Origin of the sequence: Stutzerimonas chloritidismutans (genome assembly GCF_051486945.1) — a bacterium.
Taxonomy (GTDB): domain Bacteria; phylum Pseudomonadota; class Gammaproteobacteria; order Pseudomonadales; family Pseudomonadaceae; genus Stutzerimonas; species Stutzerimonas chloritidismutans_B.
This window is the reverse complement of record NZ_JAHVDX010000002.1, coordinates 142,429-164,064: the sequence shown is the minus strand read 5'-3', so window position 1 is coordinate 164,064 and position 21,636 is coordinate 142,429. Positions and strand designations below refer to the sequence as shown.

22 protein-coding genes and 4 tRNA genes are annotated in these 21,636 nt (G+C 61.9%); 11 read left to right on the top strand and 15 right to left on the bottom strand.

From position 1 onward, the window contains the following. Window positions 1-10: 10 nt before the first annotated feature. Window positions 11-2,026, top strand: coding sequence for an excinuclease ABC subunit UvrB (uvrB, locus tag KXR72_RS07790; RefSeq protein WP_437420545.1), 2,016 nt, complete (start codon window positions 11-13; stop codon window positions 2,024-2,026). Between the two features lie 256 nt (window positions 2,027-2,282). Then, window positions 2,283-2,744 carry an REP-associated tyrosine transposase gene (locus KXR72_RS07785; protein WP_437420544.1) on the top strand — a complete coding sequence of 154 codons (462 nt, stop codon included), beginning with the start codon at window positions 2,283-2,285 and terminating at the stop codon, window positions 2,742-2,744. A 246-nt stretch (window positions 2,745-2,990) separates the two neighbouring features. Here KXR72_RS07785 and KXR72_RS07780 read toward each other — a convergent pair whose 3' ends face one another. Together KXR72_RS07780 and KXR72_RS07775 are read right to left on the bottom strand one after the other, a co-directional pair. Continuing rightward, window positions 2,991-4,544 (bottom strand): MDR family MFS transporter, encoded by a 1,554-nt coding sequence (locus KXR72_RS07780; RefSeq protein WP_437420543.1) that lies wholly within the window; start codon window positions 4,542-4,544, stop codon window positions 2,991-2,993. After that, window positions 4,534-5,568, bottom strand: coding sequence for an HlyD family secretion protein (locus KXR72_RS07775; RefSeq protein WP_437420542.1), 1,035 nt, complete (start codon window positions 5,566-5,568; stop codon window positions 4,534-4,536). Before KXR72_RS07775 ends, KXR72_RS07780 begins: the two co-directional genes overlap by 11 nt. A 104-nt stretch (window positions 5,569-5,672) precedes the next feature. Between KXR72_RS07775 and KXR72_RS07770 the strand changes: the two genes are divergently transcribed. The 7 genes from KXR72_RS07770 to KXR72_RS07740 all read left to right on the top strand — a co-directional run bounded on the left by KXR72_RS07770 (window position 5,673) and on the right by KXR72_RS07740 (window position 9,364). Further along, a complete protein-coding gene (locus tag KXR72_RS07770; protein ID WP_437420541.1) occupies window positions 5,673-6,602 on the top strand; it encodes a LysR family transcriptional regulator in 930 nt (309 codons plus the stop codon). Window positions 6,603-6,665: 63 nt separating this feature from the next. Next, on the top strand, window positions 6,666-8,147 hold the full coding sequence (gltX, locus tag KXR72_RS07765; protein WP_437420540.1) for a glutamate--tRNA ligase: 1,482 nt from the start codon (window positions 6,666-6,668) through the stop codon (window positions 8,145-8,147). Window positions 8,148-8,269: 122 nt separating this feature from the next. Continuing rightward, window positions 8,270-8,345, top strand: a tRNA-Ala gene (locus KXR72_RS07760). A gap of 48 nt (window positions 8,346-8,393) precedes the next feature. Next, window positions 8,394-8,469: transfer RNA gene (locus KXR72_RS07755), tRNA-Glu, on the top strand. A gap of 50 nt (window positions 8,470-8,519) precedes the next feature. Further along, a tRNA-Ala gene (locus tag KXR72_RS07750) sits at window positions 8,520-8,595 on the top strand. Window positions 8,596-8,642: 47 nt separating this feature from the next. After that, a tRNA-Glu gene (locus KXR72_RS07745) sits at window positions 8,643-8,718 on the top strand. 196 nt (window positions 8,719-8,914) lie between these two features. Then, the gene (locus KXR72_RS07740; RefSeq protein ID WP_437420539.1) at window positions 8,915-9,364 is read left to right on the top strand and encodes an acyl-CoA thioesterase; all 450 of its coding nucleotides are present in this window, start codon (window positions 8,915-8,917) and stop codon (window positions 9,362-9,364) included. Window positions 9,365-9,414: 50 nt separating this feature from the next. Here KXR72_RS07740 and KXR72_RS07735 read toward each other — a convergent pair whose 3' ends face one another. Then, on the bottom strand, window positions 9,415-9,687 hold the full coding sequence (locus KXR72_RS07735) for a hypothetical protein (RefSeq protein WP_437420538.1): 273 nt from the start codon (window positions 9,685-9,687) through the stop codon (window positions 9,415-9,417). A 284-nt stretch (window positions 9,688-9,971) separates the two neighbouring features. Between KXR72_RS07735 and dinB the strand changes: the two genes are divergently transcribed. Next, complete coding sequence (gene dinB / locus KXR72_RS07730) at window positions 9,972-11,036, top strand: DNA polymerase IV (protein WP_437421316.1); 1,065 nt, start codon at window positions 9,972-9,974, stop codon at window positions 11,034-11,036. A gap of 322 nt (window positions 11,037-11,358) precedes the next feature. Here dinB and KXR72_RS07725 read toward each other — a convergent pair whose 3' ends face one another. The 8 genes from KXR72_RS07725 to KXR72_RS07690 all read right to left on the bottom strand — a co-directional run bounded on the left by KXR72_RS07725 (window position 11,359) and on the right by KXR72_RS07690 (window position 17,383). Further along, window positions 11,359-11,760 (bottom strand): META domain-containing protein, encoded by a 402-nt coding sequence (locus KXR72_RS07725; protein WP_437420537.1) that lies wholly within the window; start codon window positions 11,758-11,760, stop codon window positions 11,359-11,361. Beyond that, a complete protein-coding gene (locus KXR72_RS07720) occupies window positions 11,757-12,194 on the bottom strand; it encodes a hypothetical protein (protein ID WP_437421315.1) in 438 nt (145 codons plus the stop codon). Before KXR72_RS07720 ends, KXR72_RS07725 begins: the two co-directional genes overlap by 4 nt. A 128-nt stretch (window positions 12,195-12,322) precedes the next feature. After that, the gene (locus KXR72_RS07715; protein ID WP_437420536.1) at window positions 12,323-13,114 is read right to left on the bottom strand and encodes a dienelactone hydrolase family protein; all 792 of its coding nucleotides are present in this window, start codon (window positions 13,112-13,114) and stop codon (window positions 12,323-12,325) included. A gap of 158 nt (window positions 13,115-13,272) precedes the next feature. Next, on the bottom strand, window positions 13,273-13,869 hold the full coding sequence (locus tag KXR72_RS07710; protein ID WP_437420535.1) for a cytochrome c3 family protein: 597 nt from the start codon (window positions 13,867-13,869) through the stop codon (window positions 13,273-13,275). 10 nt (window positions 13,870-13,879) lie between these two features. Then, window positions 13,880-14,362, bottom strand: coding sequence for a nitrate reductase cytochrome c-type subunit (locus KXR72_RS07705; protein WP_437420534.1), 483 nt, complete (start codon window positions 14,360-14,362; stop codon window positions 13,880-13,882). Between the two features lie 11 nt (window positions 14,363-14,373). Beyond that, window positions 14,374-16,878, bottom strand: coding sequence for a nitrate reductase catalytic subunit NapA (gene napA, locus KXR72_RS07700; RefSeq protein WP_437420533.1), 2,505 nt, complete (start codon window positions 16,876-16,878; stop codon window positions 14,374-14,376). Next, complete coding sequence (locus KXR72_RS07695; RefSeq protein WP_437420532.1) at window positions 16,875-17,135, bottom strand: chaperone NapD; 261 nt, start codon at window positions 17,133-17,135, stop codon at window positions 16,875-16,877. Before KXR72_RS07695 ends, napA begins: the two co-directional genes overlap by 4 nt. Before the next feature lie 44 nt (window positions 17,136-17,179). Then, window positions 17,180-17,383: a nitrate reductase gene (locus tag KXR72_RS07690; RefSeq protein WP_437420531.1), complete on the bottom strand. Its 204-nt coding sequence runs from the start codon at window positions 17,381-17,383 to the stop codon at window positions 17,180-17,182. 221 nt (window positions 17,384-17,604) lie between these two features. Here KXR72_RS07690 and KXR72_RS07685 point away from each other — a divergent pair, with 221 nt between their 5' ends. After that, window positions 17,605-18,792 carry an MFS transporter gene (locus tag KXR72_RS07685; protein ID WP_437420530.1) on the top strand — a complete coding sequence of 396 codons (1,188 nt, stop codon included), beginning with the start codon at window positions 17,605-17,607 and terminating at the stop codon, window positions 18,790-18,792. A gap of 11 nt (window positions 18,793-18,803) precedes the next feature. Here the strand turns inward: KXR72_RS07685 and KXR72_RS07680 are convergent, their stop codons facing one another. From KXR72_RS07680 to KXR72_RS07665, 4 genes are all read right to left on the bottom strand, one after another. Then, window positions 18,804-19,298 (bottom strand): SprT family zinc-dependent metalloprotease, encoded by a 495-nt coding sequence (locus KXR72_RS07680; protein ID WP_437420529.1) that lies wholly within the window; start codon window positions 19,296-19,298, stop codon window positions 18,804-18,806. A gap of 56 nt (window positions 19,299-19,354) precedes the next feature. Next, window positions 19,355-20,017, bottom strand: a complete 663-nt coding sequence (locus KXR72_RS07675; protein ID WP_437420528.1) for a Yip1 family protein — start codon at window positions 20,015-20,017, stop codon at window positions 19,355-19,357. 159 nt (window positions 20,018-20,176) lie between these two features. Continuing rightward, window positions 20,177-20,776, bottom strand: coding sequence for a Yip1 family protein (locus KXR72_RS07670; protein ID WP_437420527.1), 600 nt, complete (start codon window positions 20,774-20,776; stop codon window positions 20,177-20,179). Window positions 20,777-20,913: 137 nt separating this feature from the next. Next, on the bottom strand, window positions 20,914-21,537 hold the full coding sequence (locus KXR72_RS07665) for a DNA-J related domain-containing protein (protein ID WP_437420526.1): 624 nt from the start codon (window positions 21,535-21,537) through the stop codon (window positions 20,914-20,916). Window positions 21,538-21,636 lie beyond the last annotated feature (99 nt).

Genomic DNA, 21,636 nt, shown 5'->3' with positions numbered 1-21,636 from the left:
AGAGGTCGATATGTCGCAGTTCGAATTGGTCACGCGTTTCAAGCCTGCCGGCGACCAGCCCGAGGCCATTCGCCAGATGATTGAAGGCATCGAGGCCGGGCTGTCGCACCAGACGCTGCTCGGCGTGACCGGTTCGGGCAAGACCTTCAGCATCGCCAACGTCATCGCCCACGTGCAGCGCCCGACCCTGGTGCTGGCACCGAACAAGACGCTGGCCGCGCAGCTCTACGGCGAATTCAAAGCGTTCTTTCCGAACAATGCGGTGGAGTATTTCGTTTCCTATTACGACTACTACCAGCCGGAAGCCTACGTGCCGTCGTCCGACACCTTCATCGAGAAGGATGCTTCGATCAACGACCACATCGAGCAGATGCGCCTGTCGGCGACCAAGGCGCTGCTGGAGCGATCGGACGCCATCATCGTGACCACGGTTTCCTGTATCTACGGTCTCGGCGACCCGCAGTCTTACCTCAAGATGGTGCTACACCTCGACCGCGGCGACCGGATCGGCCAGCGCGAGCTGTTGCGCCGGCTGACGGGGCTGCAGTACACCCGCAACGACATGGATTTTGCCCGTGCGACCTTCCGCGTGCGTGGCGATGTGATCGACGTGTTCCCGGCCGAATCGGACCTCGAGGCGGTGCGCATCGAATTGTTCGACGACGAGGTCGAGAGCCTGTCGGCCTTCGATCCGCTGACCGGCGAGGTGATTCGCAAGCTGCCGCGCTTCACCTTTTACCCCAAGAGCCATTACGTGACCCCGCGCGAGACGCTGCTCGACGCTATCGAGAACATCAAGGTCGAGCTCAAGGACCGTCTCGATTATCTGCGCAGCAACAACAAGCTGGTCGAGGCCCAGCGCCTGGAACAACGCACCCGGTTCGATCTCGAGATGATCATGGAGCTCGGCTACTGCAACGGCATCGAGAACTACTCGCGCTACCTCTCGGGCCGTGCATCCGGCGAGGCGCCGCCGACCCTCTATGACTATTTGCCGGCCAACGCGCTGCTGGTTATCGACGAATCGCACGTCAGCGTTCCGCAGGTGGGCGCGATGTACAAAGGCGACCGGTCGCGCAAGGAGACGCTGGTCGAGTACGGCTTCCGCCTGCCGTCCGCACTGGACAACCGCCCCATGCGGTTCGACGAATGGGAGGCCGTCAGCCCCCAGACCATTTTCGTCTCGGCGACACCCGGCCCCTACGAGGCCGAGCATGCCGGGCGGGTGATCGAGCAGGTGGTGCGCCCGACCGGCCTGGTGGACCCGCTGCTCGAGGTTCGTCCGGCGCTGACGCAGGTCGACGACCTGCTGTCGGAAATCAACAAGTGCGTGGCCAAGGAGGAGCGTGTGCTGGTGACCACGCTGACCAAGCGCATGGCCGAGGATCTGACCGACTACCTGGGTGATCACAACGTGCGCGTGCGCTACCTGCACTCGGACATCGACACGGTGGAGCGCGTCGAGATCATTCGCGACCTCCGCCTGGGCGTGTTCGACGTGCTGGTGGGCATCAACTTGCTGCGCGAGGGATTGGACATGCCGGAGGTGTCCCTGGTGGCGATTCTCGATGCCGACAAGGAGGGCTTCCTGCGCTCGGAACGCTCGCTCATCCAGACCATCGGCCGCGCGGCGCGCAACCTCAACGGGCGAGCGATTCTCTATGCCGACAACATGACCGGCTCCATGGAGCGGGCCATCGGCGAGACCGAACGCCGCCGTACCAAGCAGATCGCGTTCAACGAGGCCAATGGCATCGTTCCACAGGGGGTGTTCAAGGACGTCAAGGATATCCTCGAAGGCGCCACGGTCCCCGGCTCGCGCAGCAAGAAGCGCCGCGGCGAAGCCAAGGCAGCGGAAGAGGCGGCGCGCTACGAAAACGAGCTCCGCTCGCCGAGCGAAATCACCAAGCGCATTCGCCAACTCGAGGAAAAAATGCTCGCCTACGCACGCGACCTCGAGTTCGAGGCCGCCGCCCAGACACGGGACGAAATCCAGAAACTGCGTGAGCGACTGCTGCAGGTGTAGCGGCCGGAAGGGGTGGCTTGCACACCTTTGTCGGAGCAGGCTCTGCCTGCGACCCATGTGACCGGGGTGGAGGTCTCGGTCGCAGGTAGAACCTGCTCCTACATGGAGCGGTGCGTGCGGGCGTCTGGTGTTGGCCTGCTTGCTGCTGTAGGAGCAGGCTCTGCCTGCGACCAACGTAACGCAAGACTGACAGGCGCGCGGTTGCGGGTAGCTGTATTTATAGGCGGAGCCAGGAAGGCAAAAAGGAGCAATGGATATGCAAAATGCCCGGCCGGGCGCCAGCAGCCTGCGGCGTGGACGATTTTCGGAGCCAGGGCGGATCTACCTCGTCACGGCGGTGACCCAGGCGCGTGAACCACGCTTCGCGGATTGGCGTCTCGGTCGCCTGGTGGTTGAGCAAATGCGCGCAGCGGACGCCACTTGCGGACTCCGTTCGCTCGCCTTCGTCGTGATGCCCGATCATTTTCATTGGCTGTTCGAACTCAGTGACCAACCACTCCACGCGGCTGTAATGCGCATGAAGTCACTCAGCGCCAAGGCCGTCAACGCGGCGTTGGGCCGGAGCGGGCAGGTCTGGCAGCGAGGCTTTCACGATCGGGCTATCCGCCGAGAAGACGATATTCGCGCCGTTGCGCGTTATGTCATTGCCAACCCATTGCGCGCGGGCTTGGTCCAGCGGGTGGGTGAATACCCGCTATGGGATGCGGTCTGGCTCTGATGCGCTCGTCGTTTCGGTTGATCCTGTAGGAGCAGGCTCTGCCTGCGGCCAGGGTGCCGAGCTGTGGCTTGGTCGCAGGTAGAACCTGCTCCTACATGGAGCCGGGCGCAGTGACTAGCTGGAGGCTGCACGAATCTGTAGGAGCAGGCTCTGCCTGCGATGAGTGTTCCGGGCCGCGGCTTGTCGCAGGTAGAACCTGCTCCTACATGAAGCGAGGCGTGCGGGCGCCTGGCAGGTGCGCGGCGCTCAGTGTCCCCCCGCGCCGGCCTGGACGTCCTGCGGCAGGGGGCGGGTGAGCAGTACGGCGACCATGCTCACGGCGAGGGCGATGCCGACGAAGTGAAAGGCGTCGTTATAGGCCATGATTATCGCCTGCTGATGGGTGATCTCACTGAGCCGGCCCAGCGCGGCCTGTTCGCTGCCCAGTTGCGCTGTCAAGGTGGCGAGCCGCTCGGCGACCGCTGGGTTACCCGGCACAACCGATTCGCGCAGATAGTCGAAATACACTTTGCCTCGGCTGTCGAGCAGGGTCGCGAGTAACGCGATACCGATGGCGCCGCCAAGGTTGCGCAGAATGTTGAACAGGCTGGAGGCGGAGCCGGCGTCCTGTGGCTGCACGTAGGCCGTGGCGATCAACGAGATGGTAACCATGATCATCGGCTGGCCCAGTGCGCGGACGATCTGGAGGGGGTGGAACTGCTCACCGGCGAAGTCCGGATTGAGCGCGCCCGAGGCGAAGCTGGAAAGTCCGAACAACAGAAATCCCGCCGCGCAGAGCAGCTTCGGCGCGATCACCTTCATCAACTTGGGCACCAGCGGGATCAAGAATAGCTGCGGGATGCCCATCCACATGATTACCTGGCCGATCTGCAGCGCGTTGTAGTTCTGAATCTGCGCCAGGTAGAGCGGCAGCAGGTAGATCGAGCCATAGAGGCCCAGCCCCATACCCAGGCTGGCGATGCTGGTGAGGCCAAAGTTGCGTTCGCGCAGGATGCCGAGGTTGATCAGTGGGTTAGGTCGCGAAAACTGCAAGATCACGAACAGGATCAAGCTGACGAGTGCCACCGACCCGAGCTGGACGATCAGCGAGGACTCAAGCCAATCCTCGCGATGCCCCTCCTCGAGAAATACCTGCAGACAGCCGAGCCCGAGGGCCAGGGTGACGATCCCTGCATAGTCGGTGCGCTTGAGCAGCTCCCAGTGCGGCGGCTTTCGCTCCAGGCCATAGAGCAGGCCGGCGATCATCAGCAGGCCGGGTGGAATGTTGATGTAGAAGATGTATTCCCAGCCCCAGTTTTCGGTCAGCCAGCCGCCGAGGGTCGGGCCAATCGAGGGCGCGAAGGTCGCCGTGATAGCGAACAGCGCCATGCCTTTGGCGCGATGATGCTCCGGGAGTTTGATCAGCGTCAGGGTGAAGGCCAGGGGGATCAGCGCGCCGCCCGTGAAGCCCTGCAGAGCGCGGAAAACGATCATGCTCTCCAGGTTCCAGGCGAAGGAGCAGAGTAATGACGAGGCGAGAAATCCGACCGATACCCAGACCGCTAATCGCCGCGCGGACAGCAGCTGAACGAGCCAGGCGGTCAGCGGAATCATGATGATCTCGGCGACCAGGTAGGACGTTGAAATCCAGGAGCCTTCCTCCAGCGTCGCGGATAGCGCGCCTTGGATGTCTTTCAGGGAGGAATTGGTGATCTGAATATCCAGCACCGCCATGAACGCGCCCAGCATGGCGCTCATGACGGCAATCCAGTCGCGTCGGCTGGGTTCACCGACCGGCCGGACGAGTGCGTCAGCGGTCACGGAGATCGACCTCGACGTCCACCGACATCCCCGGACGAATGCGGCCCGCAAGCGGCGAGTCGGACGCGAAGGTCAGCTTGATTGGAATGCGCTGCACCACCTTGGTGAAGTTGCCGGTGGCGTTGTCCGGCGGCAGTAGGCTGAACTGAGCACCCGAGGCAGGGAAGAGGCTCTCGATACGGCCCTCGATCGGCGTGTCTGGATAGCTGTCGAACGTCAGTTCGGCGCGCTGGCCAACCCGCATGCGACCGATCTGGGTTTCCTTGAAGTTGGCCTGCACCCAGATCGCCTCGTCCGGCACAACGGACATCAGGTAGGCGCCCACGGCGACATACTGGCCGGTACGGGCCGAGCGCTGGCCAACGACGCCACTGATCGGCGAGCGGATCTCCGTACGACCCAGATTCAATCGAGCTTGCTCGACCTCGGCGCGGGCGGCGTCGATCTGCGCTTCGAGACGCTTGACGTCTGCCTCCAGGGCATCGACCTGCTGGCGCTGCGCAGAGAGGTCGGCCTCGGCCTTCTGCCGCTGCGACCGGGCGACACGAGCGTCCGCTGAGAGCGTAGTAACACGCTCTTCGGACACGAACCCGGGTTTGCGCAGCGCTTCGACACGCGACAGGTCCAATTGGCTACGCGCGAGGTTCGCCTGGGCGGCGCTGACGGCTGCCTGGCTGGCAGCGATCAGGCTTGACTGCTGTGCTAGCCGGCTGCGCGCCTGGGCGAGCTCGGCTTCGCGGATCGCCAGGTTGGCGTGGGCCTGTTGCTCGGCGAGGCGGAAGTCGCCCGGCTCTAGGGTGACCAACAGGTCGCCTGGCGATACGTGCTGATTATCCTGAATGTGCACCTGCTCGATACGGGCTGCGAGCTGGCTGGACACGCGAGTGATCTCGCCTTGCACGTAGGCGTTGTCGGTATGCTCGACGTAACGCCCTGTGAAGTACCACTGCGCGAGAAAAGCCGCGGCAACCAGCAGCACCAATGCGATGAAAATGGAAAGTCGGCGTTGCAGCGTGGCAGGCATGGCGTCGCTCACAGGCATCAATCGAGCCGGACAATCTAGCAGCGTTCCCTTCGAGTAATAAGTCGTTACACTTGCGAAACTTTGTTGCGCACAGGGAACAATGTATGGGCCTGGACGACGCGTTGATCTTCACTCGGGTAGTGGAATGTCACAGTTTCACCGGCGCGGCGACGAGCCTTAGTATGCAGAAGTCGACCGTCAGTCGACGCATCGTTCAGCTGGAAGAGCGGCTCGGTGTGCGCCTGCTCAACCGAACCACACGGCGGCTGCGTATGACCGAGGTCGGCCAGGCCTACTACGAGCGGTGCCGGCAGATCATGCTCGATTTCGCCGAGGCCGAGCAGGCCGTGATGCAGTTGCAACAAGCGCCGGCTGGCCTGTTGCGCATAGCCGCACCGATCGAGTTCGGGCAGTGGGTGCTGGGTCGGGTCATCGGCGAGTTCGTACGCCTGCATCCGGATATCGTCGTGGAGGTAGAGTTGGCTTCGCGTGCTGTCGACCCGCTGGAGGAGGGCGTCGACATCGCGATCGTCGTCGGTCAGCCGGAAGATTCGTCGCTGGTCGCTCGCAAGCTGTTCGAAGCCCGTCGCCGCCTGTGCGCCAGCCCCGCCTATCTGGCCAGACATGGGACCCCCGGCTGTGCGCTCGATCTTTCCGAACACCGCGCTATCGGCCTGTCGCACGACTCGGTGCGCCACTGGCCGCTCACTGAACTGCACGTTGCAAGCCGCCGGGTGCTGACCTGCAACAACATCACGCTGGCGCGCGAGGCTGCGCTTGCTGGTGCCGGCATCGCCGCCTTGCCCTGCATGATTACCGACGCTGAAGTCCGCAGCGGCCGCCTGGTCGAGCTGTTGCCGGACGTAGAATTGCCGACCGGCGAACTCTATGCGGTTTATCCGTCACGGCGCTTCCAGGCGATGAAGGTCAAGGCCTTCCTCGACTTCCTGGTGGCTGCGCTGCCCGTAGAAGGCGGGCAGTTGGTGGAGCCGGTCGATGCACGCCTGTTAACATCGCCACTTTATCCGCGCTGAGCCGGCTAAGCCGGTCACCAGCCCCTTTGCAGTCTTCCCTGTACCTTGAATTCCGAGTACACCATGACCACCGTTCGCACCCGCATCGCCCCGTCTCCCACCGGTGATCCACACGTCGGCACCGCCTACATCGCGCTGTTCAACCTATGCTTCGCTCGCCAGCACGGCGGCCAGTTCATCCTGCGCATCGAGGACACCGACCAATTGCGGTCTACGCGCGAGTCCGAACAACAGATCTACGATGCACTTCGTTGGCTGGGGATCGAGTGGGACGAAGGCCCGGACGTAGGCGGTCCGCATGGCCCTTACCGTCAAAGTGAGCGCGGTGAGATCTACAAGAAATACGCCGACGAGCTGGTCGCCAATGGGCACGCCTTCCCGTGCTTCTGCAGCGCTGAGCGGCTCGACCAGGTGCGGGCCGAGCAGATGGCCAACAAGGAAACGCCGCGCTACGACGGCCACTGCATGCACATCCCCGCCGAGACCGCGCAACAGCGCATCGTTGCCGGTGAATCGCACGTAATCCGCATGAAGGTGCCGAGCGAAGGCGTCTGTCAGGTCGAAGACATGCTGCGGGGTACTGTCGAGATCGGCTGGGACCGCATGGACATGCAGGTACTGATGAAGGCCGATGGGCTGCCGACCTATTTCCTGGCTAATGTCGTCGACGACCATCTGATGGGCATCACCCACGTGCTGCGTGGCGAGGAGTGGCTGCCATCAGCGCCTAAGTTGATCAAACTCTACGAATATTTCGGCTGGGAGCAGCCCAAGCTCTGCTACATGCCGCTGCTGCGCAATCCGGACAAGAGCAAACTGTCCAAGCGCAAGAATCCGACGTCCGTGACCTTCTACGAGCGCATGGGATACCTGCCGGAGGCGATGCTCAATTACCTCGGGCGCATGGGCTGGTCGATGCCTGACGAGCGCGAGAAATTCACGCTGGCGGAGATGATCGAGCATTTCGACATTAACCGCGTCTCGCTGGGCGGGCCGATTTTTGACGTCGAGAAGCTGTCCTGGCTCAACGGGCAATGGTTGCGCGAGCTTCCGGTTGAGCAGTTTGCGGCTGAGGTGCAGAAGTGGGCGTTTAATCCTGAGTACATGATGAAGATTGCGCCGCACGTACAGCAGCGGGTCGAGACCTTCAGCCAGATCGCGCCGTTGGCCGGCTTCTTCTTCGCTGGCGCCCTGAACCTGGACCCTGCTCTGTTTGAGCACAAGAAGCTCGACGCTACTCAGGTGCGTCAGGTTCTGCAGCTGACCCTATGGAAGCTCGAAGCCCTGCGCCAATGGGAGAAGGAGCGAATCACCGATGGTATCCAGGCCGTTGCGACTCATCTTGAGTTAAAACTGCGTGACGTGATGCCGTTGATGTTCGCCTCGATCACCGGCCACGCGAGCTCCGTCTCGGTGCTTGACGCAATGGAAATCCTCGGCCCGGACCTGACACGCTTCCGCCTGCGCCAGGCGCTCGAACTGCTCGGCGGTGCGTCGAAGAAAGAAACGAAGGATTGGGAAAAGCTGTTCGCCGCGATGGGCTGATGACCTGCCACCACTCGTCGGCGATAAGTATTTGTTCCTGCTGCTGAAAATCTTCGCTCAGGGACGAAAATTTCGTTGACACTGCGCAGGGCCGCACCTAATATGCGCCCCGTCCTCGAGACGGGGCTATAGCTCAGCTGGGAGAGCGCTTGCATGGCATGCAAGAGGTCGACGGTTCGATCCCGTCTAGCTCCACCAATCTCGATTGCCACACCGGTTAACGCCGGTTGCCTTTGAAGGGCTTGCGTCCCCTTCGTCTAGTGGCCTAGGACACCGCCCTTTCACGGCGGTAACAGGGGTTCGAGTCCCCTAGGGGACGCCATTATTCAGATTGCGCTGCTCAGGCATCGCAAGTCGGGAGACGTTAAATCCGGGGCTATAGCTCAGCTGGGAGAGCGCTTGCATGGCATGCAAGAGGTCGACGGTTCGATCCCGTCTAGCTCCACCATCCACGATGGACCGCAGCGGTTTTGCGATCTGTTTCGCGAAGGTTTCGTCCCCTTCGTCTAGTGGCCTAGGACACCGCCCTTTCACGGCGGTAACAGGGGTTCGAGTCCCCTAGGGGACGCCATTTTATTGCCCGGTTTGGGCACCAAAGGGTCATTTCTCACGGAATGGCCCTTTTTGTTTTGCGCGTCGTTCAGCTATCAAGCTTTCGTCATGGTGCAGTTGCACGCTGCTGAATGTTCCGTCATAGACCTATTGCGCAACCGTGGCAGGTAGGATGGGTCGGCAAGCGCAATCACAGCCAAACATGAGGGGTGTCCATGATCTGGGATCAGGTCGAGGGGTACGTCATCGACATCGAGGTCGATGCGTCACATATCGATGAGCTGGGGCATGCGAACAATGCGGTCTACGTGACCTGGCTGGAAAGCTGCGCCTGGCGCCATTCGCAGAGCCTGGGGCTTGGTCTTGATGACTATCGGCGCCTCGACCGGGCGATGGCGGTGCTGCGGCACGAGATCGACTATCTGGCGGCGGCGTATGAGGGGGATCGTCTGCAATTGGCGACCTGGATCGTCGAATCGGACCAGCGCCTCAAGATGAAGCGAAACTTCCAGTTGGTTCGGCCGGCGGACAATACGACGCTGCTGCGCGCGCAGACTACGTTCGTGTGCATCCAGTTATCCAATGGCAAGCCCAAACGGATGCCGGTGGAGTTTGTGGAAGGGTACGGTCAGGCCCTGATTGAACCCTATCCGCTGGAACTCTGACTGACACCCGGAGCCGCCATCCGACGTTGAATGGGCGGCTCCGGCCCGAGTCAACGCTGTTCAGGCTTGCTGACGTCCGCGTCGCGGCGCTCCTTGGCGTCCTCTCGCCAATCGTCCTGTACTTCATTCTTCATCTTCTCGTCCATGGTCTTGCCGCTGGTATTGACGTTGGCAGTGTTGTCGCGCTGGTGGTTTTCGTTCATGGCGCTGCCCTGGGTGTGCGCAGCGCCATGGGTGTCGTGCTTCATGTCGTCCTGGTTGGCCAGCGCGCCGCCGGCGAACAAGAGCGAGGTGAATGCGAGTGCGAGGGTTGAATGTGTCATCGGGACCTCCCGTAGCATTGAAAAAACTTCGATTCTCCTGACGTCCGACCTGATGGCTTGGTCAGTGTTCGGTTTCTGGTCAGGTCGGAACCGTCCACAGAGCGGCTTCATTGTCCGCAGCCGCTCTGGCTGGGTGCGGAAAGGGGAGTGGTGGCTAAGGCCGTTCGTCGGACAGCCCTTTAAGCCAGTCGATGCGCAACCAGGCATTGCATGGCCTGGCTGAGGGGCTTCGGCGATAATGCGCGCGGCTTGGCTCCAGCTGGCCTTAGGTTGAACACGAGGCGATCACCGTTAACGCAACCCGAAAAATCATCCATGTCGACTGCGATTGCTTCTATGCCGCGATCGAAATGCGAGACGACCCCAGCCTCGCCAATCGTCCGATCGCAGTAGGTGGGCTGGCAGATCGTCGCGGCGTGATCGCGACCTGTAACTACGAGGCGCGTGCGTACGGTGTCCGATCGGCCATGGCGTCCGGCCATGCGCTCAAGCTGTGCCCCGACCTCCTGATCCTTCACCCACGGATGGACGCCTACAAGGAAGCATCCCGTGAGATCCACGGGATATTTCGCACCTACACGGACCTAATCGAGCCGCTGTCGCTCGATGAAGCCTACCTGGATGTGACCCGCACCGAGCATTTCGCCGGCAGCGCCACGCGCATTGCGCAGGACATTCGGCGGCGCGTCTGGCAGCAGCTGCGAATCACGGTATCGGCGGGTGTCGCGCCCAATAAATTCCTCGCCAAGATTGCCAGTGACTGGAACAAGCCCGATGGGCTCTTCGTGATCACGCCGGATCAGGTTGACGATTTCGTACTGGCGTTACCGGTGACCAAGCTGCACGGGGTCGGGCGCGTGACTGCCGAGAAGCTCAAGCGTATGGGCATCCAGACCTGTGCCGACCTGCGGACATGGAAACGACTGGAGCTGGTCCGCGAATTTGGCTCGTTTGGCGAGCGGCTGTGGGGGCTGGCTCATGGCGTCGATGAGCGCGAGGTACAGGTCGAAAGCCGCCGGCAATCGGTGAGTGTCGAAAACACCTACGATCGGGACTTGCCTGATCTTGCCGCTTGCCTGGAACAGTTGCCCGAGCTGTTGGAGCAGTTGACCAAGCGGATGGCGCGGCTCGATGACGGTTACCGGCCGAGCAAGCCCTTCGTGAAGCTCAAGTTTCATGATTTCACCCAGACTACCCTTGAGCAGGCCGGCGCTGGCTTAGAACTGGACGACTACGCCGATCTCCTCGCCGGAGCCTTCGCACGGGGGAAGCGCCCGGTGCGGTTGATTGGGGTCGGCGTGAGGTTGGTCGATCTTCGGGGTGGTTTCGAGCAACTGCGCCTGTTCTAGCGGTTGCCGAACACCAAGGCCGCGCTATGAGCGGCCTTGGCGGTTTTGCGGATAAAAGAGGGGAATTCCCGGCCTGCCTGTACCGAGGTCCCCGAAACTGGCTTCAGAGCTATTGCATCTGGCGTGCCAGTTTCCAACGTTGCAGAACGAATGCCTTTCCGACTGCGCTGTAGCCCGCGATTTCCGTGGTCCCAATGCGGCTAGGTGAGGTCGGCGTCTGCGAGCCGTCGTCGCTGGTGGATTCTACGGGAGGACGTAAACGATACGGGCGGTGCCTGTCGCCAGTGCATGGGGCCCGCTCGTTGCTCAGGTTTGGCGCAGATCAGTTCTGCTCGGGCCAAGCACGGATCGCGGCGCCATCGACAGGCCAAAGGCGCAGCTGGTCGATGTTGGATACGTCCCAGCGTTCGACCTGCGAGAGCCGTTCTAGGAAGTGCCGCTCCTGCCGCATGAGGTGCTCGGCACAGGCCTTACGGGTACTGCCGATGCTGTCGAAGTGCAATTGCTGGCCTTCGAGCTGATAACCAGCAAACCAGTGGTTGCAGCCTGCGTTGCCGTAGGCGCGGTCATCGCTGAAGGTAATGGAGATGGGGTTGCGCCCAACCACTGGTTCTTCGCCAACCCATTCGACGATGTACGTCACCTCACGCTCGAGTGACAACGGCTCGACGGCGCACCCGGCCAGCGCAGCGCCGGCCACGGCAATAAGCAGGGACGTCCTCATGGCTGGGTACCTCCGCAGGCAGGACACAGGTGGCGCCCTGCATCGTTGCGCCAGCCCAGTTCGGTGATTCGCGCCTCGGCGGCGGGCGCGCGTGCCGGCTCGCCTTTCGCTGCATCGACTGCAAACTCGAAGTCGAGCTGCTTGCCGCAGCCGTCGCAGCTGACTTTCCAATTGAGGATTTCAAGTTCGCGGAACACCGGCCCGCTGGCGACTGCCGTCCACTGTCCAGGCGGGTTGATGAGGTGACGAACTTTCTCGACCGTGAGCCGTTGAAACAGATCGCGGCTGCCCTTGAGGGTCACGATCAGGGTGTCACCGATGCGGACATTGCCGCCGTTGCCGGTGACCTGGTAGCGCCCGGGAGCGAGCGCGCGGCATTCGGTCAGCGTATGGGCGGGATTCAGGAGGTTGTAGCGGAAATCGTGTTCGGCCATGACTCGCGGATAGGGCAGTTTGCAGGGCGGCCATGCTAGCACGGCGGGCCGCCTCGGGCGGGCCGTCTCGATGCCTGAAGCATTCGCTATCGGTGTGCGGATGCTTCAGGTTCGGTGGAGGCAGCCGGTCAGTTGCCCTCGGCGAAGGTTTTTTCGAGGAAGCGCTGCATGTCGCTCCAGGATTGCTCGTCGGCTGCCTTGTCATAGGCGACGTCGACGCCTTTTTCCTGGAAGCGGTCGGCGTCGGGGTTGGTGAAGCCATGCTTGGCGCCGGGCAGGTTGACGAGCTGGAAATCCGCCCCGGCCTTGACCATCTCGGCACTGAGCGCCGCTACGTCGTCGCTGCTGACCATGCTGTCGGCGCTGCCGTGCTCGACCAGCACGCGGGCCTTGACGCTGCCTGGCACGGCGCGGGTCTGGGTCGCGAGCGCACCATGAAAACTCACCACGCCGTCCAGCGGGACGCCCTGGCGCGCCATGTCCAGCACGACCTTGCCGCCAAAGCAGTAGCCGACGGCGGCGAGCTTGTCAGCGTCGGTCTGTTGCTGCTGCTTGAGTAGGTCCATGCCGGCATTGAAGCGCGCCTTGGCGGCATCGGCATCTTTCAGCGCAGCTTGCATGAAGCTCATGGCGTCCTTCGGGTGCTCGGTATTCTTGCCTTCGCCATACATATCGACAGCCAGCGCGCTGTAGCCCAGCTCGGCGAGATCGCGTGCGCGGCGCTTTGCGTAATCGTTGAGGCCCCACCATTCGTGAACCACCACGACCCCGGGGCGCTTGCCTTCGACGGCATCGTCATAGGCGTAGTAGCCCACCAGCTTGGTGCCGTCGGCGGCGGTGTAGGGGATTTCCTGGGTTTGGATTTCAGCGTGGGCCAGCGCGCTCGCGGCCATCAGTGCGCCAAGCAGGCAAATGCGCATGGTAGGACTCCTTGTTCTCGAGGTTTGTCGGTCAGGCAGACTGGATAGCCGTAGTTCGACTCGAGCGCAAGGGCGTGGTTCAGAGAGGGGGGTGAAGGGCGGATTGAAACGTCCCGACCACCACCGTAGTTCGCCGGTGGTCGTCGGGACGGGGTGGGTCACCAGCCGGGCACGCCGTGCATATCCGGCAAACGGTGAGCGATCCCCTTGTGGCAATCGATGCAAGTGGCTTCGCCTTTCGCCAGCGCCGTCGAGTGGAATTGTGCGGCCCGCGGCGATTGCTTGGTGAAGTCCATGTAATCGAAGTTGTGGCAGTTGCGGCACTCCAGCGAGTCGTTCGCCTTCAGCCGGCGCCACTCTCGCTCGGCCATCTCGCGGCGCATACCGAGGAATTTCTCGCGAGTATTGATGGTGCCGAAGATCTTGCCCCAGACCTCCTTGGAGGCTTGCATCTTGCGCGCGATCTTATCTGTCCATTCGTGCGGCACGTGGCAGTCGGGGCACGTCGCACGCACACCGGAGCGATTGGTGTAGTGGATGGTGTCCTTGATCTCCATGTACACGTTGTTTTCCATCTCGTGGCAGGAAATACAGAAGGTCTCGGTGTTGGTCGCCTCCAGCGCGGTGTTGAAGCCGCCCCAGAAGACGATCCCGGCGATGAACCCGCCCAGCGTCAGTACGCCCAGGCTGTAATGCACGCTAGGGCGGCGTAAGACCGTCCAGTACCGCTTGAGAAACGACAGTATCGACTTCATCCGGCGCCCCTTACTCTTCGGCCTGTTCGGTTTCGCGATACAGCAGCTCGTCGATGTTCTCGAAGTCGTTCTGCACCAGCGGTTTGACGTCGTGTTGCACCACATGACACTGCGTGCAGAAGTAACGCCGGGGCGCGACGGTCCCAAGCGTCTGGCTGTCGCGATCGGTGAAATGGGTGATGCTGATCATCGGGGCCTGGGTGCGCGCGCTGTTGGCGCGACTGTGGCAGGCCAGGCAGCGGTTGCCGTTGGCGTCGACCTGGTAGCCGCGAATGGTATGCGGGATGGTGGGCGGCTGCTCCGGATAGTTGCGCTCGCGGCGCAGGTCTTTGTTCTCCTCGTCCTTTAGCGGCGGGGGCGTGAACTCCTGCGTAATGGTCCCGCCCGGGCGGCGGCCGTCCGGAGCGGGGGCGTCGAGCGGGTAGTTTGGCTCTGCGGCCACGGCGAGGCCGATCACCGCGAGGAGCGTCAAAGGCAGTAGGCGGACTTTCATGGTGACTCTCCTCAGGCGATGCTGACCACTTCGATTTTCACGGCACACTTCTTGTAATCGGTCTGCTTCGAGATCGGGTCGGTGGCGTCGAGGGTGACCTTGTTGATCAGTTTGTTGGCATCGAAGAAGGGCACGAAGATCAGCCCCTTTGGCGGTTTGTTGCGCCCGCGCGTTTCGATACGGGCCTGCATTTCACCGCGCCGGCTGATGACCTTCACCACGCTGCCGCGGCGGGCCTTCAGGTCACGGGCGTCGTCTGGGTGCATGTACACCAGGGCGTCTGGCACCGCACGATGCAGCTCGTCGACCCGCTGAGTCATGCTGCCGGTGTGCCAATGCTCGAGGACACGACCAGTGCTTAGCCAGAACGGGTATTCCTCGTCGGGAATCTCGGCCGGGACTTCGTAGGGCAGGGCAAAAATGATCGCCTTGTTATCGGGGTAACCGTAGAACTGAACACCGGCCCCTTTCTCTACATAGGTGTCGTAGCCCTCGCGGTAACGCCAGCGGGTTTCCTTGCCGTCGACCACCGGCCAGCGCAGGCCGCGCTCCTTATGGTAGAGATCGAATGGCCCGAGGTCGTGACCATGACCACGCCCAAACTCGGCGTACTCTTCGAATAATCCCTTCTGCACGTAGAAGCCGAAGTGCTCGGCTTCGTGGTTGCGGTAGCCCTCTTCGATATCGGAGCTGGGGAAGCGGTCGACCTGGCCATTCTTGAACAGCACGTCAAACAGCGTCTTGCCCTTGAGGTCCGGCGCTTTGGCAAGCAAATCGGCTGGCCACACCTCGTCGGTCGTGAAACGCTTGGAAAACTCCATCAGCTGCCAAAGGTCGGAGCGTGCTTCGCCGGGCGCGCTGACGAGCTGATGCCAGAAGTGCGTGCGGCGCTCGGCATTGCCATAGGCGCCTTCCTTTTCCACCCACATCGCCGCAGGCAGGATGAGGTCCGCGGCCTGGGCCGAGACGGTCGGGTAGACGTCCGAGACGACGACGAATGTTTCGGGGTTGCGCCAGCCCGGCAGCACTTCCTGCATGATGTTGGGGCCAGCCTGCATGTTGTTGGTGGCCTGGGTCCAGTACACCTTGAGGCCACCGTCCTTGAGCTCCCGGCTCTGCTGGACGGCATGGAAGCCGGGTTTTTCCTGGATGGTGCCTTCAGGCAATTTCCAGATTTTTTCGGTGACGGCGCGATGCTTTGGGTTGGTGACCACCATGTCCGCAGGCAAGCGGTGCGAGAACGTGCCGACCTCGCGCGCGGTGCCGCAGGCCGATGGCTGTCCGGTGAGCGAGAAGGGGCTGTTGCCCGGCTCGCTGATCTTCCCGGTAAGCAGGTGAATGTTGTAGATCATGTTGTTCGCCCAGACCCCACGGGTGTGCTGGTTGAATCCCATGGTCCAGAACGACATCACCTTTACTTTCGGATCCGCGTATAGCTCGGCCAGCGCTTTGAGGCGTTCAGCAGGAACGCCGGATTCATGCGCGGCGTGCTCGAGGGTGTAGGGCTTGAGGAATTCGGCATAGTCCTCGAAGTTGATGTCGGTCCAGCTACCGGCGACGGCGGCGTTTTCGGCCTTGAGTTCCCGCGGGTCGGTCGGGCGCAGCCCGTAGCCGATGTTGGTCGCACCCTTGGCGAAGCGGGTGTGGTTCTTGATGAATTCCTCATTGACCGCGCCGCTCTTGATGATGTGGTTGGCGATGTAGTTGAGGATCACCAGGTCCGTCTGCGGATTGAACACCATCGGGATGTCGGCGAGGTCGAAGCTGCGATGTTCGAAGGTTGACATCACCGCGACCTTCACATGTGGCGCGCTCAGGCGCCGGTCGGTCACGCGCGTCCAGAGCACCGGGTGCATTTCCGCCATGTTCGAGCCCCAGAGCACAAATGCGTCGGCCGCCTCGATGTCGTCATAGCAACCCATCGGCTCGTCCATGCCAAAGGTACGCATGAAGCCGACCGCGGCCGAAGCCATGCAGTGGCGCGCATTCGGGTCGAGGTTGTTGGAGCGGAAGCCCGCCTTCATCAGCTTGTTCGCGGCGTAGCCTTCCCAGACGGTCCACTGGCCCGAGCCGAACATGCCCACCGCGCTCGGACCACTTTCCTTCAGTGCCGTCTTGTACTTCTCTTCCATCACATCGAAGGCTTGCTCCCAGCTCACTGGCTGGAACTCGCCCTGCTTGTCGTATTTGCCATCTTTCATGCGCAGCAATGGCTGGGTCAGCCGGTCGGTGCCGTACATGATCTTCGACAGAAAGTAGCCCTTGACGCAGTTAATGCCGCGATTGACCTCGGCCTTCACGTCGCCGTGAGTCGCGACGACGCGGTCACCGGAGGTGGCGACCATGACGCCGCAGCCGGTACCGCAGAAGCGGCAGGGTGCCTTGTGCCACTTGAGTTGGGCGGCCTCGGGATCGGTAACCAGGTTGGACGCGCTGGTGGCGATCGGCAGGCCTGCTACTGAGGCAGCGATGGCCGCCGCGTTGGCTTTGGCGAATTGACGACGGGTGAGGCTCATTCAGACTCTCCTTCGTGTGTGAGGAGTTCGTGATAGATCAGGGCGGCGTTCAGCACGCCGGGTATCTGTTGGATTCGGTCGATGGTTTCGAGGATGCGGCGTTCATGTTCAGCTTCGATGACGACCACGATCTTTCCGGCCGGGCTCGTTTGGTGCAGTTCGATATCGGGGAGCAGGCTCAGGTTGCCCTTCACCGCGTCGATCAGTTCTGGGCGGCAATGGACGAGCAGGCTCGCGATATGCAAAACGTTATTCATAGGCGGCAGCGTGCTTTAGTGAACGGGGGAGAGCGGTCGATTCGTCAGCTAGGAGGGCCGGGGGGACCGAAGACGACCAGCTGGCTGATCCAGACGATGAAGCCGTAACCGGCAACGGTCACGACGCTCAAGAGAGGAAATAGAAACACCAGTAGAAAGATGAAAAGCTTGGTTTCCTGGGCTTTTCCAGCGGGGGCTGGGTCGGACTGAGTGGCCACTGCGTTCACCTTTGTCACTGCGACTGTCATGGCAGGAGTCTAGGTAAAGGGAATCGGCCTTTCAAAGCCATTCGTCCACAAAGCATAAGGTTATTGCTGTTAATTCCACTTTTCTTGATCCAGCGCAAGCGAACCCGCCTACACCAAGCGTTTCGGATGAGCGGCAGGCGCGCCAGCCCGGTCCACGGCTGTGTTTTGCGCGTGATAGGCTTCGAACCCCTTCGCTTCATGCTCGCTGCTCGACTGCCAACATGCCCCTTGAATCCGCATCCGCCGCGCACCTCAAACGCGGCACATCCGGCTATCGCCGGGCCACGCTGGCGCTGTTTTGTGCTGGCTTTGCCACCTTCGCCATGCTGTATTGCGTGCAACCGCTGCTGCCGCTTCTGGCTGAACACTTCAGGGTGTCGGCAGCGACCAGCAGCCTTGCGCTCTCGCTGACTACGTTATCGCTGGCGGTGTGCCTGTTGCTCTCGGGTGCGCTGGCCGAGAGCTGGGGGCGTAAGCCGGTGATGGTGGGTGCACTCGCCACGGCCTGCCTGCTGGGCCTGGCCTGTGTCTGGGTCGATTCCTGGCATGCGTTGCTGATACTGCGGGCATCGCTGGGCTTGGCGCTCAGCGGACTGCCGGCGTTGGCAATGGCCTACGTCGGTGAGGAGTTCGACCCCGAGTCCCTGCCTGCGGCCATGGGGCTGTATATCGGCGGTACCGCGTTGGGCGGGCTGCTAGGGCGCCTGTTATCGGGCCTGCTGAGCGATCTCGGCGGATGGCAACTGGCGCTTGGCGGCATCGCAGCGCTTGGGTTGGCAGCGCTCGGCTTGTTCATCTGGTTGCTGCCCCCGTCACGCCATTTCACCGCGCAGGCGCTTTCGCTTCCCGGCTTGCTCGACAACTTCGCCCGGCATATGCGCAATCCGGTGCTGAGAAACCTGTTCATGCAAGGCTTCCTGCTGATGGGTGGTTTCGTGGCGCTGTTCAACTACATCGGCTTCCGTCTGGCCGCAGAGCCGTTCGGTTTGTCGTCCACGGTGATCGGCTTGTTGTTCGTCGTCTACCTGGCTGGGATCTTCAGTGCCGGCTGGGCGGGGCGTTTGGTACCGCGCTTCGGTGCTCGTGCGGTGCTGCAAGGCGGGGTGGCATTGATGCTCGTTGGCGTCGCGATGTGTTCGACATCCTGGCTGGTGGCGATCATTCCCGGCCTGGCACTGTTCACGCTAGGGTTCTTCGCCGCGCATGCGGTCGCCAGCGGGCAGGTCGGCAAGCATGCGGCGGGCGCCAAGGCCCAGGCGTCGGCGCTCTATCTGTGTGCTTACTATCTAGGGTCGAGCGTGATTGGCTACGCCGGCGGGTACGTTTGGGAGCACAGCGGCTGGCTGCCGTTGACCGGGGTCCTGGCGGTGCTCTTTGTGGTGGCCGGTTGGCGTGCGCGGGGACTTTAGCCGGGTCGATATCACTCCAATCGCTGCTCGCCACTGAACACAAGTGTCGCCCGGCAGCGCCGGCAGAAATAGCGCCGGCCCCTGCTGACCAAAGCATGGCGCTGGGCTGTGAAGGAGAAATCCTGACCCTCGCAGCGGCACCGGTAGATGAAACGATTAACCGGGCGACGAGCAATTTCGTAGGTATGGCAGCGATCCGGCGTCAGCTCGTACACACCGCGCATGATCAGCTGCCATTCCTCGCCGTGCGGGCGGATGCGCCCGCCGAACATCTGGTGCGCGACCAGATGGGCAACCTCATGGGCGACCGTCTGCCTGAGGAAATGCTCGCGGTTCTGCTGATAAAGCACCGAGTTGAAGCGCAGCAGGTTCTGGTCGAGGTGCGCGACTCCAGCCTTTTGGCCTCTTAGCTTGAGGCTCACCTGCGGACGCTCGAAGCGTCGGTTGAAGAACGCCTCGGCCTGCAGGTAGCAGGCCTCGACGCGTGCATGAAGCTGGTCGGGCATCTTGGCCTCCGAAGAAGGCCCGGGATTATGCCCAAATGGCTGCCGTGGGCAACCGTTCAGAGACCGCCGGGCTCCTCTTGGGGCCGCTCTTCAGTGGTATAGCCCTGGTTTTCCACGGTGTTGCGCTCGTAGGTAGGCTCCAGCCGCAGATGCCAGAACAGGATCATGCTGACCATTACCGTGACAAGCACCAAAAGCGCGACACCCCAGATTGAACTGGCGTAGAGAAAGCTTTGCGAGTTGCGCTGGCGCATGAACGCCGGCAAGCCGGTGAACAGCAAGTACGTCGAATAGACAGCCGCTATCAACAACACAATCGCTGCGAACCATCGATTTGGATACAAGCCGGTAACGCCGGCCAGCAGGAACGGTGTGATTACATAGGCAACGAAGCCGATGCACTGGTTGACGCTCGGCCGTACCTCAAACGCTTTCGCCATCCACCGAACGAACAGGCCCATTACCAGCGTGCCGATGAGAATCGTCAGGTACAGCAGCAGGCAAAGCTGGAAGGCGCTGCCGGTATCGAGCCGCACGCGCTCGTCTTCGACCAGGCTCCAGCCGACAACGGTCACGCCGATGAACAGGCACACCGCAGGGATCAGCGCTAACACCAGAAGGTGCATCAGGTAGTGCAGGCTGTTGGCGTCTTCCTTCTGGCGAATCGATTCCCACGCACGGTCCGGGCGGGTAAACAAGCTGATGAATTCTGGGGTCATGGAGCCTCCTGATGCCTGGGCTTGAGCGTCGCTGTTGCGGTTTAGACGCTCAAGGCCGGCAGGGATTCCAAAACCATGACGAGTCTTCCAGGGCGAGGGGGGCAGGCGAAGCGATGCGGCCAACCGGGCACATGCCCAGGTCAGCCGCATGGGTTGGCTTTACCGAACGTAGATCGGGCCGATGCCCATGCCCCACATGACCACCGACAGGGCAATGATGGCGACCAGCACCACGAGCCCGACTGCGAGCACTGAGCTTGAAAACAGGAAACCTTCGTCGGATGGGATGTTCATGAACGTCGGTAAGCCGACATAGAGCAGGTAGGCGGTATAGCAGATGGCCGCAGTGCCGACGATCATGCCCAGCCAGATATGCGGATAGAGCGCAGCCAGGCCGCCCACGAACAGTGGCGTCGCGGTGTAGGCCGCAAACACGATGCATTGCACTAGGGTCGGGTTCGCATCATAGGTACGCGACATCCAGTGGATGAACCCGCCCATAACCGCCACACCCGCAAGCATTGCCAGGTAAGAAAGCGCCGTCAGTAGCAAGGCGCTGCTCTCGGTGAGCTTTACCGCTTCGCCGCCATTAATGCTCCAACCCACCTGGGTGGTCCCGATGAACGCCGAGATGGCCGGGATGGCAGCCAGCACCGCTACTTCACCGAGATGAAGCTTGCCGACTTCGCGCTCCTCGCCGGTAATTTCCTGCCACTCCTGACCGGGGTGGGCGAACAGTCCCCAAACATGATTGATCATGCCAGCGTCTCCTCTGTTTTGGAGGGCCGCTCCGCCTGGCGTTCCGTCAGTTGGACGGGCGTGCGACCTTAAGTCGCAGTATAGGAATGCAGCGTGACGCCGTATCGAGCTGGTTAGAGCGTTTGGAAGCTATGCCGCTAGCGGTAATGCCGTTGCAGTATTTCCATTGCCAGGTTGATGGACTGAATGCGCGTCGTGCTGCCGCCGCGGTCCGGGTGGTGAATACTTACCAGCTGCCGGTAGCGTCGCTTGATGGCCGCCATGTCCAGCCGCGGCTCGCTGTCCAGTTCGAACAGCTCCAGCGCGGCGCGCTTCTGTTCCGGGTCCCAGTCGCCGCTGCGGTCGATATGGTCCCCCCGCATGCGCGACCAGAAGCTGGCCAACAGACGTTCGACCTCCGCCTCGTCTGTATCGCGCAGGTTGGTCATGTCCAGGTAGTAATCGCGAAGCGGATCCTGGGCAGCGATACCGCTGGTCCCTGGTACGTAGATCTGTAGCTGAACGCAGAGAGGGGAAATCTGCAGGTGATGGCTGCACTCGCCCCAAAGCTGATCGCGTAAGCGGTACAGCGCGTTGAAGACAAGAAAATGCGTGCGAAACAGCACCAGCTTGTCGATCAGCGGCAGGTGCGGAATATGCGTGCTGTGCCGGGCCTTGAGCTGCTGGATCAACTCGTATTCGCTGCAACCGTCGGGCTGTTCACGCAGCAGCAGAAGGATCTGTTCGGCTAGGTCCTGCTCGAGTTCGAGGTCGTCGTTCATGCGGCAAGCCTAGCACAGCGCCAGTATCGGAACGCTGGATGGATGGGGTAGGGCAGGGACCATTTTTGCGCGTAAAATGCGCGCCTTTCGCATCTCACC